A 15601-nucleotide genomic window follows, 5' to 3' on the forward strand; every position below is an offset into this window, starting at 1 on the left:
CGCTTCCATGAGCCTTCCGCTTCTGATCAATACCTACCGGAGGGCCACGGCCGTCCTGGAGCCGGCCGTGCTCGGCTTTCTCTATTGGCGCCAGCGCAAGGGCCTTGAGGAGCGCACGCGCTTGGGCGAACGGCGCGGCTACCCCAGCCGGCAACGTCCCAACGGGCACGTCGCTTGGGTGCACGGCGCGAGCGTCGGCGAGACGCTGTCGCTGATCCCCGTCATCGAGCGCCTGACCCAGCGCGGACTGTCCGTGCTCGTGACCTCCGGGACCAAGACCTCGGCGGGCCTGATCGCCCGTCGGCTGCCGCCCGGAGCTTTCCACCAGTTCGTTCCCTTGGACGTGCCGCGCTACGTCAGGCGTTTCCTGGATCATTGGAAGCCGGATCTCACCCTCGTGGCCGAATCGGAGATCTGGCCCAACACGGTGGTCGAACTCGAGCAGCGCCATGTGCCGCTCATCCTCGTGAACGGGCGCATGTCGGACCGTTCCTTCCGGCGTTGGCAGAAGCTGCCCCGGATCATCGGGTCCCTGCTCGAGCGCTTCGCCCTGTGCCTCGCGCAGTCGCCCGAGGACGCCGAGCGCCTGGCTCGCCTCGGCGCCCCCCGCGTGGTCATGGCCGGGAACCTCAAATTCGACGTGTCGCCGCCCCCGGCGGATCCTCGCGTGGTGGCCCAGCTCTCGGGATTGATCGCCGGGCGTCCCGTCTGGCTCGCCGCGAGCACCCATCCGGGCGAGGAGACCGCCATCGTGGCGGTTCACAGGGCACTGACGCAGCGTCACCCCAACCTGCTGACGATCATCGCGCCGCGCCATCCCCATCGCGGCGAGGAGGTGGCGTCCATCGCGCATCGGGCCGGCCTGCGGGCCGGACGGCGCTCCGAGGGCGTTCATCCCGACCGGGCCCTCGACGTCTACGTGGCCGATACCATGGGCGAGATGGGGCTGTTCTACAGGTTGTCGTCCATCGTGCTGATGGGCGGCACCCTCGTGCCCATCGGAGGCCACAACCCCATCGAACCGGCCAAGCTCAGCACGGCGATCCTGCATGGTCCCCACGTTCACAATGCCCGCGAGATCTACGCCGCCATCGACGACGCCAAGGGCGCCATCGAGGTGCATGACAGCAACGGCCTTGCCCGTGGCCTCAATCAGCTCCTCGGGGATGCGGCCCTGACGCGCCAGATGGCACGGGCGGCCTCCGACGCGGTGCTCGGCCTGGGCGGCGCGGTCGACCGGACGATGCAGTCCATCGAGCCGTTCATTGTCCAGGCGAAGATCGGGGCCCGCCGCTGATGCGGGCGCCCGCCTTCTGGTGGCAGTCCTCGCCGGGTCCGGTCTCCCGCGCCCTCTATCCCCTTGGCCTCCTGTATGGCGGGATCGCGGCCCGCCGTCTGGGCCAGGTGGGCGAGCGCGCGGACCTTCCGGTGATCTGTGTCGGCAACTTCACGGCGGGCGGTGCGGGCAAGACGCCGACCGCGCAAGCCGTCGCCGAACTCCTGAAGGCCGCCGGCGAGACGCCCGCCTTCCTGTCGCGGGGCTATGGCGGAAGGCTCGCCGGGCCGGCGCGGGTGGAGGATCGCCACACGGCCGAGGACGTCGGCGACGAGCCGCTGCTCCTCGCCCGCACGGCCACCGCCATCGTATCCCGCGACCGACCCGCCGGGGCGGCCCTGGCGAACAGGCTCGGCGCGACCGTGATCGTCATGGATGACGGGCTTCAAAATCCGTCCCTGGTGAAAGATCTCGCCCTAGCGGTTGTGGACGGCCGAACCGGCATCGGCAACGGCCTTGCCATTCCGGCCGGCCCCTTGAGAGCCCCGATGGAAGCCCAATGGCCCGCCGTGGACGCCGTGCTGGTGATCGGCGATGGCCTGGCGGGGATGCGGATGGCGGACGAGGCGCGCGGCTCCGGCAAGCCCGTGTTCCGGGCGGCGCTGAAGCCCGACGAGGCGGCGGCGGCTGGCCTGCGGGGCAGACGGGTCTTCGCCTTTGCGGGAATCGGCCGGCCCGAGAAGTTCTTCGACACCCTGAAGGCCTGCGGCGCCATTCTGGAAAAGACACAAGGCTTTCCGGACCATCAGCCCTATTCCGGCCAGGATCTCGACCGCCTGCGCGAGACGGCCGCGCGTGACGGCCTCCAGCTCGTGACCACCGAGAAGGACATGGCCCGGATCGGAGCGGCCGCCGGGGACATTCTGGCCCTGCCGATCCATCTGCAGGTGGAGGATCAGGCCGGCTGGCGGGACCTCATCCTCTCAGGGCTCGCGGGACGGCGGGATTAACCCTCGATCCGGCGCGGCTTGCGTCCGATCCGGTCGGCGACGGCCTCCGGAGAGAGATAAGCTTCCTGCAGCTCCACGTTCCAATAGGTCAGGGTCTCGAGCGGAATGGGCTCCCCCGTCACGGCGCAGCGCACGTAAGCGCCGGGTTTTACGACCCGGTAGCTGCCGTCGAGATAGTGAACGACGGCTTCGCCGCCTTTGGGATCGAGAGTCTTCAGCATGGTGATGTCGATATGGGCACGGCCCAAGGAAATGTCAGGCTCGCGAGACGGGATCCTAGAACAATGCGCCCTGTTCGGCCACCGAGGCCTTTTGCTTGAGCGGCTTGGACACCTTTAGGAGCCCCCGTCCGCCCACCGCCTCGGCGGTGCCGTCCGCGAATTCCAGGGCGAGATGCTGGCCGTCTCCTACCGCGTCCGCCGAGCGCAACGGACGGCCATCCGCGTCGCGGACCAGGGCATAGCCGCGCTCCAGGACGGACTTGTAGTTCAGGCTCCCGAACAGCTTCGAGGCCGAAGCGAGATGCAGGCGCTTGCGCTGGATCTGTCCCGCCAGCGCCGGCAGCAGACGCTCGGCGACGCCCTGCACGCTCTCGTGCCGCTGGCGGAGGCGCAAGGCCTCTGCGCGCAGGAACCCGTCCCTCGCGACCTGTAGGCGCTGGCCGGCGTTCTTCGTCTTGTCGGCCTTCGCGAGGACGAGCCGGTGCAGCGCCTCCCTCGGCCGCTGGTCCGTGGCGGCCAGTCTCGCCCGGAATTCGGCCAGCCGTGAAGCCGGCGAGCTCAGCGTCAGTTGCCGGGCGATCCGGGACAGGCGATCCTCGAAGCGCCGCTTATTGAGGATGAGGGCCGGTCCGAGCTTCGCGGCCGCAAGGTCGAGGCGCTGGCGCTTGGGCGCGAACAAAGCGTCCGACGACGGCAGCGCCCGCGCCGTGGCGCGCAGGTCCGTGCGCCGCCGCTCGATCACCCGAAGAGCCGATTCCACGTGGCGTCGGGAGAGATCCTGAACCGTCGCGACCAGTTCGGCCCGCACGGGCACGACCATCTCGGCCGCTCCGGTCGGCGTCGGGGCGCGCATGTCGGCGACGTGGTCGATGAGCGTCCAATCGGTTTCGTGGCCGACCGCCGAGACGAGTGGGATGGAGCCGTCCGCAACCGCGCGGATCACGACTTCCTCGTTGAAACCCCAGAGGTCCTCGATGGATCCGCCGCCCCGGGCCACGATCAGCACATCCGGACGCGGGATCGGGCCGTCTGGCTTCATGGCGTTGAAGCCCCGGATCGCGGCGGCGACCTCGGCCGCGCAGGTGTCGCCTTGGACCCGCACCGGCCACACCAGGACCTGGCGTGGGAAACGGTCGTCGAGACGATGCAGGATGTCGCGGATCACCGCGCCGGTGGGCGACGTGACCACGCCGATGACGCGGGGCAGGTACGGCAGCGCCCGCTTGCGCTCGGCCGCGAACAGGCCCTCCGCCGTGAGCTTGCGACGTCGTTCCTCCAGGAGCGCCATAAGGGCGCCGATCCCGGCGGGCTCCAGGGCCTCCACAACGATCTGATATTTGGACGAGCCCGGGAACGTGGTGATGCGCCCGGTGGCGATCACCTCCATGCCCTCCTCTGGCTTGATCCTGAGCCGGGAAAAGGAGCCTTTCCAGATCACCGCATCGATGCGGGCGTTCTGGTCCTTGATGCAAAAATAGGCGTGACCGGAGGAGTGCGGCCCCCGGTAACCCGAGACCTCGCCCCGCAGCCGAACATGCCCGAAGGCGTCCTCCAGGGTGCGCTTGAGAGCTCCGGCGAGATCGGAAACCGACCACTCGGCAGCGTTGGATGAGGCTTTCTCGGCGAACATGCCGTGAACGTAAAGGCTGATCGCATCCGTGCCAAGGCCAGGCCAGCCATCCTCTGTGGAAGGGGGAGCCCGGATGCAATCTGCAATTCAGGAATATGCTCGGCTCAATCGCGCATTTGTTGTGCCCGGCGGAGACCCCTCATAAGCAACACAGTATCATTACGAACGATCTCCCATCGAGCTCCCATGCTGACTTTTCACCTGACGACCGCGGCGGATCGGCTCGACGGAACGGCGGATCCTGACACCTTCCTGGCGAGAGCCGACCAGATCGGCGGGGAGGACCGCCTGGACGGCGGGGCCGGTGACGATGTGCTTCAACTCGTCGCTCCGCCCCCCGTGCCGACCTTCGCCGGGGGCGTCTTCCGTTTGCACGCGTTGGCCGGCTTTGCGAGCATCGAGACGATCCGAGGATCGGGCGACAGCGACACGCTGTCCGTGGCGGCGGAGCAACTCGCCGATCTCGCGCTCATCGACGCGGGTGAAGGAGCAGAAGATCGCCTTGTCTTTCATGGAAGCATGGTCGATCTGACCGACATCCAAGTGACGGGGTTCGAGGTCGTGAGCCTTGAATCGGATGACGCCAGGATCCTGATCCGGGACAAGAGTTTGCTCGAAAGCCTCACTGGGATCGGGGGAGCCAACCAAAGCGTCGTCCTGATCGATGGCACCTTTTCGGACGCAGAGCGTCTGGCCCTTCATCGCCAGGGGATCGATACGGTCGTCGACGTCACCGGCTCCTCGACGCAGGCGGCGCCGCATGTGGCCCATCTCAACGGCGACCGGGTCGCGATTGCCTCCACGTCTCCCGTCCTTCTCGATGCGGGACAGGATTCCGAGGTGGTCTGCGATGAAGATCGGTTCTCCAGCCTGAAACTCGACGTGGAAGGAAATCTCTTTCAGAACCACGTTTTCGGCATCGACCCTTCCGGGGGCATCGGGCTGTCAGGCGGCCTGAGCCCTGGCAGCGAGATCCGGATCGGGACCACGGTTTTCGGATCCGTCCAGGACTATGCGAACGGCCATATGGCCATCGTCTTCCATGACAATGCCACGTCCGACCGGGTAGAAGCCTTGATCCGGTCGCTGACTTACGACGATGGCGACCTCGCGGTCACCGCCCCTGTACAGATCGAAATGCAGCTGCGCAGCGCTGGCGGCCGGGAGAGCATCTCGCGTTTCAAGGTCGACCCCGAGGGATATGCGGGACCTGATGTCAACCACGCGCCGTCCGACATCGCGCTGTCGAACGCGACCGTCTCCGCCGGCGCGACCGATGGAGACGTTGTCGGGCGCCTGACGGCATTCGATCTCGACCGCAGCGATACGGCGCGCTTCGCGCTGCAGGGCGGCCCGAGCGGTTTGTTCAGGATCGATGGGGACAGGCTGCTGATCGCCGACGCATCGAAGCTCGCTGCGGGCCCCTTCGGCGAGGCATCTCACGCGGTTCGCATCCAGGCCACGGACGGCGCGGGCGAAACGATCGTGAGGAGCTTCGTCGTCACCATCTCGGCGGAAGGCGGGGAACCCGAGCCTGCAAACACCGCCCCGGTCATTCGCGTCGCGCCTGGAACGTCGGTGACGCGGGCCCTCGACAATGGACCCGACGTCACGCCTTTCCTGGGCGTGTCCTTCGACGATGCCCAGAACGACAGCCTTATGGTGACCGTTGCGGTGGACGCGACGAAAGGTGTTCTCAAGAGCGGCGCCCTGGCCTCGGGCGGCGGCACCTACACCTTCATGGGCACCAAGGACTTCGTCACGCAAGCCGTTCGCGAACTGCGGTTCGATCCTCGTGACAGGACAGGGACGGCCTTCGGCACCGAGGACGTGGCGGGTTTCACGATCAGCGTGTCCGACCCCGGAGGCTTGAGCGCGACGGACCGGTCGATCCAGGTCGTCTCGACGACCGCCAACCGGGCGCCCGTGGACATGGACCTCACGGTGAAGACGGCCAGGGAACTCTCCCCCAGCGGCACGCTGGTGGGGATCCTCACCACCCTGGACCTCAATGGCGTGGAGCGGTTTTCGTACCGCCTTCTCGACGATGCGGGAGGACGGTTCCGCATCGACGGGGACAGGCTGGTCGTGGCGGGCGGCATCAAGCTCGATTTCGAGCAGGCTCGATCCCACCGCGTTCACGTGGAGGTCATGGACGGAGCGGGAGCGCGCTACGCCCGAACCTTCGACATCGGCGTCGGGGATTGGCAGGGAGAGGAGACCGTCGGCTCGGACGCATCGGACCTGATCAGGGGCGGCCTGGGCCATGATCGCCTCGGCGGCGGGCGCGGTGACGATACCCTGTCCGGGGGTGTCGGCCGGGATACCCTGACCGGTCATGCCGGCCAGGACCTGTTCGTTTTCGACGTTTCCCCGACCCGTAGCAACGCGGATACGATCACGGACTTCAACGTGAAGGACGACGGGATCCTGCTCGACGCGAGCCTGTTCAAGGCCAGCAAATCTCTGTTTGCGGCCATCAAGACCGCCAGCGATGCAAAGCCCGTCAAGCTCAAGAAGGCATTCTTCGCCCTGGATCGGGCCACCGACCGGAGCGACCACTTCATTTTCGACACGGGCAAACGGACGCTCGCCTACGATCCCGACGGCAACGGCGCGAAGCCTGCCTCCGTGATCGCCGCCTTTGCCAAGACGAAGGGCCTGGCGCGCTTTTCCGAGAAGGATCTTTTCTTCATCTGAGCGCCCTTCGCCCCGCTCATGAAATCCCGGATCGCCGTCTCTCGGGGGGTAGGCGCCGCCGCCAAGGGCCGCTATGAGCGCTGGGTCATCAGAGGGCTCAGCGCATGAACATTCTTCTCATCGGATCAGGCGGACGCGAGCATGCCCTGGCCTGGAGCCTGTCGGCCAGCGCCTTGTGCGACAAGCTCTTCATCGCCCCCGGCAATCCCGGCACGGCGCAGTGCGGCGATAACGTCGCCCTCGACGTCACCGATCACCGGGCCGTGATCGACTTCTGCCGGGTCATGGGAGTCGACTTCGTGGTCGTGGGCCCCGAAGCCCCCCTCGTGGCCGGCCTCGTCGACGACCTCAAGGCAGCGGACATCAAGGCTTTCGGACCAACGAAGGCGGCGGCCCAGCTGGAGGGCTCGAAGGCCTTCACCAAGGATCTGTGCGCGGAGTTCGGCATCCCCACGGCCACCTACCGGCGCTTCACGGACGCGGAGGCGGCCAAGGCTTACATCCGCAGCTTCGGCGTCCCCATCGTGGTCAAGGCGGACGGGCTCGCGGCCGGAAAGGGCGTGGTGGTCGCCACGTCCTTCGAGGACGCGGAGGCCGCCGTCGACATGATGATCGGCGGAGGCCTGGGGCAGGCTGGAGCCGAGGTCGTGATCGAGGCGTTCCTCGAGGGCGAGGAGGCGAGTTTCTTCGCGTTATGCGACGGCCGGACCGCCATCCCGCTGGGCACCGCCCAGGACCACAAACGCGTCTTCGACGGCGACCAGGGCCCCAACACGGGCGGCATGGGGGCGTACTCGCCCGCTACCGTGCTGACGGCCGAGCTGCAGGACCGCGCGATGCGCGAGATCATCGAGCCGACCCTGGCCGGCATGGCGGCCCGGGGCGCGCCCTATACGGGCATTCTCTACGCGGGCCTGATGCTCGCGGCGGAAGGGCCTCAACTCATCGAATACAACGCCCGCCTCGGCGACCCGGAAACCCAGGTGCTGCTGCCTCGCCTCAAGTCGGATCTCCTCACCGCCTTGCTGGCCGCCTGCGACGGCGTGCTCAACACCGTGTCGCTGCAATGGAAGGACGAGACCGCGCTCACCGTGGTCATGGCGGCCAAGGGCTATCCCGGCCCGGTCGAGAAGGGCTCGGACATACGGGGCATCGCGGCGGCCGAAACCCTGCCCGGAATCTTGGTTTTCCATGCGGGAACGAAGCAGGTCGAGGGCCGGATCGTCGCCAATGGGGGCCGCGTGCTCAACGTCACGGCGCTGGGCGCCACGATCGGCGAGGCCCAGAAGCGCGCCTATGAAGCCGTGGACAGGATCGACTGGCCCGAGGGTTTCTGCCGCCGGGACATCGGATGGAGGGCCGTGGAGCGCGAGCAGGGCTGACGAACGGAAAAGGTCCGCTAGTTTCGAGGATAACATTCCCTCGACGGAGGACCGGCCATGAGCGACGACCTGTTTCCTGGTTTCCAGGCCCATTGGATCGACACGGAGGCCGGACGCATCTTCGCTCGCACCAAGGGTGACGGGCCTCCGCTGGTCCTCCTGCACGGTTTCCCGGAAACCCATGTCATGTGGCACCGGATCGCCGGGGAACTGGCCGAAACCCACCGCGTGGTCTGCATGGATCTGCGCGGGTATGGCTGGTCCTCCGTGCCCCGGAGCGACTCGCGCCACGAGACCTATTCCAAGCGCGCCATGGGCCAGGACGTGATCACCGTCATGGAGGCGCTGGGCCACGTTCGCTTCGCGGTCGCAGGACATGATCGCGGGGCGCGGGTCGCCTATCGCCTCGCCCTCGATCATCCGGGCCGCGTGGAGCGTCTGGCGCTCCTCGATATCCTGCCGACCTTCCATGTTTGGGCGCAGATGAAGGCCGGAAAGGTGCCTGCCGCCCATTGGGGCTTCCTGTCCGAGCCCGCCCCAAAGCCCGAAGAGGAGATCGGGCGCGATCCCTGGCCATATTTCGAGGGCCTGATGATCAAGTGGTCGGGGGAGGGCAATCTCGACGCCTTCGACCGCCGGGCGCTCCAGAGCTACCGCGAGAGCTGCAACGAACCGAGCCGCATCCACGCCTTCTGCGAGGATTATCGCGCCGGAGCCACCCGGGATATCGAAGCCGATGAGGCCGACTTGGCGGCCGGCAAGACTATCACCTGCCCGACCTACCTGATATGGAGCGATTTCTATCTCGTCAAAAGCTCGGGCGCCGAGGACGAAACTCCCCTGGACGTGTGGAAGCGAACCTTCACTCCGCAGGCCCATGGCATCGGCGTGACCTCAGGCCATTTCGTGGCAGAGGAAAACCCGGGCGCGACGCTTGAGGCGCTCAGAGGATTTCTGTCTTCTTAGGGCGTCCGATTGCTTATCATCAGTAATGATAGCGACAGGCTGCAATTTCCAACGTCTGCTCTTCGCCTTTGCCCGCCACGCGGTACACAAGGCGATGTTCGCCCGTGATCCGCCGTGACCACCATCCTGCGAGAACGCCCTTCAGCGGCTCGGGCTTGCCGATGCCACGAAAGGGATTGCGCACGGCATCCTTGATCAGGGCATTGATCTTCTCGATCATGTCACGATCGGTCTTTTGCCAGTGGAGATAATCGGCCCAGGCTTCCGGCGACCAGACCATCTTTATTCAGCCAGATCGCCGCTCACGCCCTTGCCTCCATTGAGCACCTCGACGGATCGCATGAGGCGCGATGCATTGCGGGGACTTTTCAGCAGGTGCAGCGTCTCCTGAATGCCCTCGAATTCCTCCTCCGAGAGGACAACGACTGCTTGCCCCTTCTGGCGTGTGACCACCAGCGGCGCCTTGCTCTCGCAAACCGCATCGAGATGGGATGCCATGTTCTGACGAAACTCGGTAAAGTTGATATAGGGCATGCCTTCGTTCCAGTGCACCAAATATGTACAGATATAAGTACATATTGAGACTAGATCAAGTTTCTACTCTTCTCTCTTGCTGGCGAAAAACGACCTCAACAGCCCCGCCGCCTCGCTTTCCCGGATGCCGCCGTAGACCTCCGGGGCGTGGTGACAGGTGGGCTGCTGGAAGAAGCGCACACCGTTTTCCACCGCGCCGCCTTTGGGGTCTGCGGCCGCGAAGTACACCCGGCGGATGCGGGCGAATGAGATGGCGGCCGCGCACATGGTGCAGGGTTCCAGGGTCACGTAGAGATCGCAGCCGGAGAGGCGCTCGTCGTCCAGGGCGTCACAGGCCTGGCGGATCGCCAGCATCTCCGCATGGGCGGAAGGGTCCCGCAACTCCCGGGGCCGGTTACCGGCCGAGGCCACGATCAGGCCGTCCTTCACCACGACGGCGCCCACTGGTACCTCGCCCCGAACGGCCGCGGCCCTTGCTTCCTCGAAGGCGCGTGCCATGGGATCCATCGGGTGCTCTCTTTCGGCCGGGGCGTTCCGGGGATCTATTTTCTTGCGGCCCGGTTTATCCATCACCCTCGCTTCTCGCGTGCTCCTCTGCTATCAGGCCAGCATGACCGACAGCAACAACGATGATAAGCGCGGCCGTCCGGGCTCGCGCCCGCGCGGACGTACCGATAGCCGCCCGTCCGGGGCAAAGCCCTTCCGTGCTCGCTCGGACGAAGGCTTTGGAGAACGTGATCGAGGCGAAGAAAAGCCCTGGGCCAGCCGTGGTGCCGACCGCCCGCGCAAGCCTCGTCAGGACGGCGACAAGCCTTTCCGCAGCCGTGAGGGCGATGAGCGCCCGCGTCGCCCCCGCCCCGAGGGAGACCGCCCGTTCTCGCGTGGCGGCGACAAGCCGTTCCGGTCCCGCCCCACGGGCGAGGATCGCCCCTTCAAGCCGCGCCGGGATGAGGGCGACCGCCCGTTCCGATCCAAGGCGCCGGCTGGAAAGCCCTACGCAGCCAAGGCCGCCGACGAGCGCCCGCGCGACAAGGTCTCCAGCGCCGAGGCCCGCCTGCAGGCTCAAGCGGCGGAGCCCGCCGAGGACCGCATCGCCAAGGTGATCGCCCGCGCGGGCGTCGCTTCGCGCCGGGACGCCGAGGCGATGATCGCGGAAGGCCGCGTGACGCTCAACGGCAAGGTGCTGGACTCGCCCGCCATCAACGTCACGGCCGCCGACACCATCACCGTGGACGGCGAGCCCCTACCCGCCAAGGAACGCACGCGCCTGTGGCTCTACAACAAGCCGCGCGGCCTCGTGACCACGGCGCGCGACCCGGAAGGTCGTCCGACCGTGTTCGACAACCTGCCGGAGGACCTGCCCCGCGTGGTGGCGGTCGGCCGTTTGGACATCAATACGGAAGGCCTGCTGCTTCTCACCAATGACGGCGGCCTCGCCCGCGTGATCGCTCACCCGGACACGGGCTGGCTGCGCCGCTACAAGGTGCGGGCCCATGGCGAGATCACCCAGGCCGACCTCGACGCGCTTCGCGACGGCGTCACCGTGGACGAGATGGAATATGGCCCCGTCGAGGCCCGCCTCGACCGCATCCAGGGCGACAATGCCTGGATCACGCTCGGCCTGCGCGAGGGCAAGAACCGCGAGGTCAAGCGCATCCTCGAACATCTGGGCCTCCAGGTGAACCGCCTGATCCGCCTTTCCTTCGGGCCCTTCCAGCTCGGCGACCTGGAAGACGGCCTCGTCGAGGAGGTGAAGACCCGCATTCTCAAGGACCAGCTCGGCGACGCCCTGGCGCTCGAGGCCGGGGTCGATTTCGAAAGCCCCGTGCGCGAGCCCATCGCGCCCTTCGGCTCGACCAAGGCGCGCGAGCGCCAGGACCGGGACCGCGAGGGACGCCAGGATCGAGAGCGGGGCGAGCGCCGCGCCCCCCGCGACCGGGACGACGATCGTCCCCGCCGGGGCCGGGACGGCGACAAGCCGTACCATAGCCGTGGCGGCGAGCGCGAGGAGGCGGAGCCCGAACGCAAGCGACCGTCCCGTCTCGAAGCAAAGACCAGCATTTGGCGCGCTGGCGAGGACGAGGATGCGCCGCGCAAGCGCGCCCCGCGTCGCGGTGCCGACCCCAAGGAGGCCCGCGCTGCCACGGGCGAGCGTCAGCGCCAGCGCGTCGGGGCCATCCAGTCCGAGGGCCGCAAGGTCGTGGTCGAGCGGCTCGTCAGCGCGCCGAAAGAGGAAGAAGCGCCCCGCCGGAGCAGCCGCAAGGCGCCGGGAGCGGAAGACAGGCCCATGCGCCGTTCGCCGCGTCCGGAAGGGTTCGCGCGTTCGAGCCACGGGGAGGATCGCCCTCGCCGCCCGGAGGGCGAGCGGTCCTTCCGGCCGCGTCCCGATGGCGATGAGCGGCCGCGCCGCCCCCGTCCTGAAGGCGACCGTCCTTTCCGCAGCCGCGACGGCGATAAGCCATTCCGGTCCCGCCCTGAGGGTGACGAACGTCCGCGCCGTCCGCGTTCGGAGGGAGATCGCCCGTTCCGCAGCCGCGATGGCGACGCACCTTTCCGCCCGAGGAGCGATGAGGATCGGCCCCGGCGTGGCCCGCCGCGCGGGGATGCCCCGCCCCGGGGCGGCCCGAGGGGCAAGCCCTCGGGCGGCAAGTTCGCGGGCGAGAAGCCTGCCGGACGCTCCGGTGGAGGCTTCAAAGGCGGCGGCTTCAAGGGTGGCTCGAAGGGTGGCGGCTTCAAGAGCGGCGGCCCTCGAGGCGGCGGTTCCAAGGGTGGCCCGCGCGGCCGCCGTCCGTGAGGACTAGACCTTGAGGATCGTGGGCGGCCGCTGGCGCGGCCGTGCCTTGAAGGGCCCATCGTCGGACGTGATCCGCCCGACCTCCGATCGCCTGAGGGAAACCCTCTTCAACATCCTCCAGCATGGCTACGACGACCCGCTCGAAGGCGCACGCGTCCTCGACCTGTTCGCGGGCACCGGCGCCATGGGGCTGGAGGCCTTGTCACGCGGCGCGAGCTTCGTGCTGCTGGTCGATGACGGCGCTCAGGCGCGCGGCATCATTCGCGAGAACGTGGAATCGCTGGGTGCAGGCGGCGCCACCCGCCTCTTCCGCCGGGACGCCACCAAGATGGGACCCGCCGCCTCGAACGCGCCGTTCTCCGTCGTGTTCTGCGACCCACCCTATGGCAAGGACCTGGCCCCGAAAGCCCTCACGTCCTGCGCGGAAGGCGGTTGGCTGACGCCGGACGCGCTGATCGTCGTCGAGGAGGCGCAGGGCGTGACCGTCACCCTGCCCGCCGGCTTCGAGGAGATTGAGCGGCGGGATTACGGGGAGACGAAGGTCGTGTTCGGGCGGTATCGAGCCTAGCGCGGACGCCGCCCGAAAGGTCGACGGCTCTAGATTTGGATGGCTCCGGCATCGTTCGGGCCGGGAGCGCCCAGCGCGGTGGAAATCTCGGCCAAGGTCGCCTTCTCGGCATCACTGACTTTGACACCGCCAAAGCCCAGGAATCCGCCTTCGCTTCCGGCCTCGGCGGTTTTCTGGGCGACCCCGCGCAGCCATGTCTTGAAGCTGGCGGCCTCGCCCGGAGCCTTCGCATCGAGGATGGCCGAGACCTCCCGCAGCTCGGCGATCGCCTTGCCCTTGATGTCGGCCACCTGGCTTCCCTTGAAGCGATCCTGAACCTCCTGTCGCACGCTGTCCCGCGTCGCGGGGTTCGCGATGTCGTCTGCAACGGCCCTGGCGAGGGGATCGGCTCCGGCATCCTGCTTGGCCTCGACGAGTGCCCAGCCGCTCGACATGGATTCCTTCAGCAGGCCCCAGAGCCCGCTCGGTTCAGCCGCCGTGACGGCCATGCCGACCACCATCGGGCTCGCCACGATACGGGTCCATTCCTGGGGCGTGAAATCGGCCTTGCTCACCATTGTGATCCTCCCTCATCGCATCGGATCGCGATCCTCGAACGATAAGAGCCATGGACAAGCTTGGTTCCGCGGCCCTACCGCCGCCCGAAGAGCCGCTCGATGTCGGAGAGCTTCAACTCCACATAGGTCGGACGCCCATGGTTGCACTGGCCCGACATCGGCGTGGCTTCCATCTCGCGGAGCAGCGCGTCCATCTCCTCCGGGCGCAGGCGGCGGCCGGCCCGGATGGAGCCGTGGCAGGACATGCGGGACAGAACGGCGTCGAGACGTTCCTCCAGGGGGCTGGGGCCGCCCTGCCCCCACTCGGCGAGCGCATCCGCCACGTCCTGCACCAGGGCCTTGATGCGCCCGCCCGCGAGCGCCGAGGGCACCTCGCGCACCAGGAGCGCGCCGGGCCCGAAGCTCTCCACCACGAGGCCAAGGCTCTCCAGGGTCTCGGCCTCGGCCAGAACCCGGTCCGCGTCGACGGGATCGAGTTCGACCACATCGGGGATGAGCAGCATCTGGCGCCCGATCCCGGTGGCGGCGCGCTCGCGCTTCAGGCGCTCGTAGACGAGCCGCTCATGAGCGGCGTGCTGGTCCACGATCACGATGCCGTCCCCGGTTTGGGCCACGATATAGGTGCCGTGAAGCTGCGCGCGGGCCGCGCCGAGAGGCGACGCTTCCGTCTCGGCCTGGATCTCCGTCAGGGCCGCGCGGCTGTCGGCGGAGGGGGCCATGAGGTCCGGCAGGCTGCCCTGACTCTCGTGGAGCCCCTGCGCCGGTGGCGCGGGGTCGAGGGGCGCCTGCCAGCCCGCATAGGCGCCGCCGTGGCGCAGGGCGGATGCCCGGTGCGACACAGAAACCGGTCGCGGTGGCGGGCCGCTATGCGGCCGCAGGCTGTCGAGGGTGCGCAAGCCCCCCGTGGTGGCGGCCCGGAAGCCGAAGCGGGTGATCGCCTCCTTGATGGCCGCCACGACGAAGCCGCGCACGAAGGCGGGATCCCGGAAGCGGACCTCCGTCTTGGCCGGATGCACGTTCACGTCCACGAGGCGCGGATCGAGGTCGATCATGAGGGCCAGCACCGGATGCCGGTCGGAATGCATCACGTCCGCATAGGCGCCGCGCACGGCGCCGAGCAGCAGCTTGTCCCGGACGGGGCGCCCGTTCACCACGAAATGGACCGCCGTCGAGGTGCCGCGATGATAGGTCGGCAGGCTCGCGAACCCGTGGATCCGCACGCCCTCGCGCTCGACGCCGATGCCCATGGCGTTGTCGTTGAAATCCGAGCCCAGCACCCGCGCCAGGCGCCGCAGGAATCCGTGCTCGCCCTCGGGCTCCGGCGGATACGTGAAGGCCGTGATGTGCTCGCCCGAGAGAGTGAAGCGGATCGTCGGGTGGGCAATGGCGAGGCGCTTGACGATCTCCGCCACGGCCTGCGCCTCCGAGCGGTCGCTCTTCAGGAACTTCAGCCGCGCGGGGGTGGCCGAGAACAGGTCCGTGACTTCGATGCGCGTGCCCTTGGGAGCCGAGGCCGGCCGGACCGGCCCCTTGACGCCTCCGTCGACGGTGAGCGTCGAGGCGGTCTCGGCTCCGGCCGCGCGGGTGGTGATGGCGAGCCGCGCCACCGCCCCGATGGACGGCAGGGCCTCGCCCCGGAAGCCGAGGGTCTGGATGGCGAAGAGGTCGCCATCGGGCAGCTTGGAGGTGGCGTGCCGCTCGACGGCGAGTTCCAGGTCATCAGGGCTCATGCCCTGCCCGTCATCGACCACCCGGATGAGACGACGCCCACCGGCCTCCACCGCGATCTCGATAGAGGTCGCACCCGCATCGACTGCGTTCTCCACCAGTTCCTTTACGGCAGCCGCCGGACGCTCCACCACCTCGCCCGCCGCGATGCGGTCGACAAGGATGGGATCGAGGCGGCGGACGGGCATGGGGCGGGTTCTTGGTGATGAGTGCTGTCAGAGAGAAATAGTGGGCG

The 15601-nt window shown here is 67.9% G+C and carries 14 protein-coding genes; 7 read left to right on the forward strand and 7 right to left on the reverse strand.

Annotated elements, in window-relative coordinates; all coding sequences use genetic code 11:
• Positions 1-7: 7 nt before the first annotated feature.
• Together ILT42_RS01795 and lpxK are read left to right on the forward strand one after the other, a co-directional pair.
• On the forward strand, positions 8-1297 hold the full coding sequence (locus ILT42_RS01795; protein WP_204213595.1) for a 3-deoxy-D-manno-octulosonic acid transferase: 1290 nt from the start codon (positions 8-10) through the stop codon (positions 1295-1297).
• The gene (gene lpxK, locus ILT42_RS01800; protein WP_204213596.1) at positions 1297-2286 is read left to right on the forward strand and encodes a tetraacyldisaccharide 4'-kinase; all 990 of its coding nucleotides are present in this window, start codon (positions 1297-1299) and stop codon (positions 2284-2286) included. The genes ILT42_RS01795 and lpxK overlap by 1 nt, the downstream gene beginning before the upstream one ends.
• Here the strand turns inward: lpxK and ILT42_RS01805 are convergent.
• On the reverse strand, positions 2283-2507 hold the full coding sequence (locus tag ILT42_RS01805) for a DUF2093 domain-containing protein (protein ID WP_229428408.1): 225 nt from the start codon (positions 2505-2507) through the stop codon (positions 2283-2285). The genes lpxK and ILT42_RS01805 overlap by 4 nt on opposite strands.
• A 55-nt stretch (positions 2508-2562) precedes the next feature.
• A complete protein-coding gene (xseA, locus tag ILT42_RS01810; protein ID WP_204213598.1) occupies positions 2563-4137 on the reverse strand; it encodes an exodeoxyribonuclease VII large subunit in 1575 nt (524 codons plus the stop codon).
• 186 nt (positions 4138-4323) lie between these two features.
• On the opposite strand from xseA, the gene ILT42_RS01815 reads away from it, so the two are divergent.
• The 3 genes from ILT42_RS01815 (at position 4324) to ILT42_RS01825 (ending at position 9185) form a co-directional block, all read left to right on the forward strand.
• Positions 4324-6837 carry a hypothetical protein gene (locus ILT42_RS01815; protein ID WP_204213599.1) on the forward strand — a complete coding sequence of 838 codons (2514 nt, stop codon included), beginning with the start codon at positions 4324-4326 and terminating at the stop codon, positions 6835-6837.
• A 104-nt stretch (positions 6838-6941) separates the two neighbouring features.
• Positions 6942-8219, forward strand: a complete 1278-nt coding sequence (gene purD / locus ILT42_RS01820; RefSeq protein WP_204213600.1) for a phosphoribosylamine--glycine ligase — start codon at positions 6942-6944, stop codon at positions 8217-8219.
• 57 nt (positions 8220-8276) lie between these two features.
• The gene (locus ILT42_RS01825; protein WP_204213601.1) at positions 8277-9185 is read left to right on the forward strand and encodes an alpha/beta fold hydrolase; all 909 of its coding nucleotides are present in this window, start codon (positions 8277-8279) and stop codon (positions 9183-9185) included.
• Between the two features lie 19 nt (positions 9186-9204).
• On the opposite strand, the gene ILT42_RS01830 is transcribed toward ILT42_RS01825, so the two are convergent.
• The 3 genes from ILT42_RS01830 to ILT42_RS01840 all read right to left on the reverse strand — a co-directional run bounded on the left by ILT42_RS01830 (position 9205) and on the right by ILT42_RS01840 (position 10217).
• On the reverse strand, positions 9205-9465 hold the full coding sequence (locus ILT42_RS01830) for a Txe/YoeB family addiction module toxin (RefSeq protein WP_229428321.1): 261 nt from the start codon (positions 9463-9465) through the stop codon (positions 9205-9207).
• A gap of 2 nt (positions 9466-9467) precedes the next feature.
• Positions 9468-9719, reverse strand: a complete 252-nt coding sequence (locus ILT42_RS01835; RefSeq protein ID WP_204213602.1) for a type II toxin-antitoxin system Phd/YefM family antitoxin — start codon at positions 9717-9719, stop codon at positions 9468-9470.
• Between the two features lie 63 nt (positions 9720-9782).
• Entirely contained in the window at positions 9783-10217 is a 435-nt protein-coding gene (locus ILT42_RS01840; protein ID WP_204215103.1) for a nucleoside deaminase, read from the reverse strand.
• A gap of 112 nt (positions 10218-10329) precedes the next feature.
• Between ILT42_RS01840 and ILT42_RS01845 the strand changes: the two genes are divergently transcribed.
• Positions 10330-12513 carry a pseudouridine synthase gene (locus ILT42_RS01845; protein ID WP_204213603.1) on the forward strand — a complete coding sequence of 728 codons (2184 nt, stop codon included), beginning with the start codon at positions 10330-10332 and terminating at the stop codon, positions 12511-12513.
• Positions 12514-12523: 10 nt separating this feature from the next.
• The gene (rsmD, locus tag ILT42_RS01850) at positions 12524-13081 is read left to right on the forward strand and encodes a 16S rRNA (guanine(966)-N(2))-methyltransferase RsmD (protein ID WP_204213604.1); all 558 of its coding nucleotides are present in this window, start codon (positions 12524-12526) and stop codon (positions 13079-13081) included.
• Positions 13082-13110: 29 nt separating this feature from the next.
• Here the strand turns inward: rsmD and ILT42_RS01855 are convergent, their stop codons facing one another.
• Together ILT42_RS01855 and mutL are read right to left on the reverse strand one after the other, a co-directional pair.
• Positions 13111-13638 (reverse strand): hypothetical protein, encoded by a 528-nt coding sequence (locus tag ILT42_RS01855; RefSeq protein ID WP_204213605.1) that lies wholly within the window; start codon positions 13636-13638, stop codon positions 13111-13113.
• A gap of 74 nt (positions 13639-13712) precedes the next feature.
• Positions 13713-15554, reverse strand: coding sequence for a DNA mismatch repair endonuclease MutL (mutL, locus tag ILT42_RS01860; protein WP_204213606.1), 1842 nt, complete (start codon positions 15552-15554; stop codon positions 13713-13715).
• Positions 15555-15601: the final 47 nt, after the last annotated feature.

This window comes from Microvirga pudoricolor, from assembly GCF_016892705.1.
Lineage (GTDB): Bacteria > Pseudomonadota > Alphaproteobacteria > Rhizobiales > Beijerinckiaceae > Microvirga > Microvirga pudoricolor.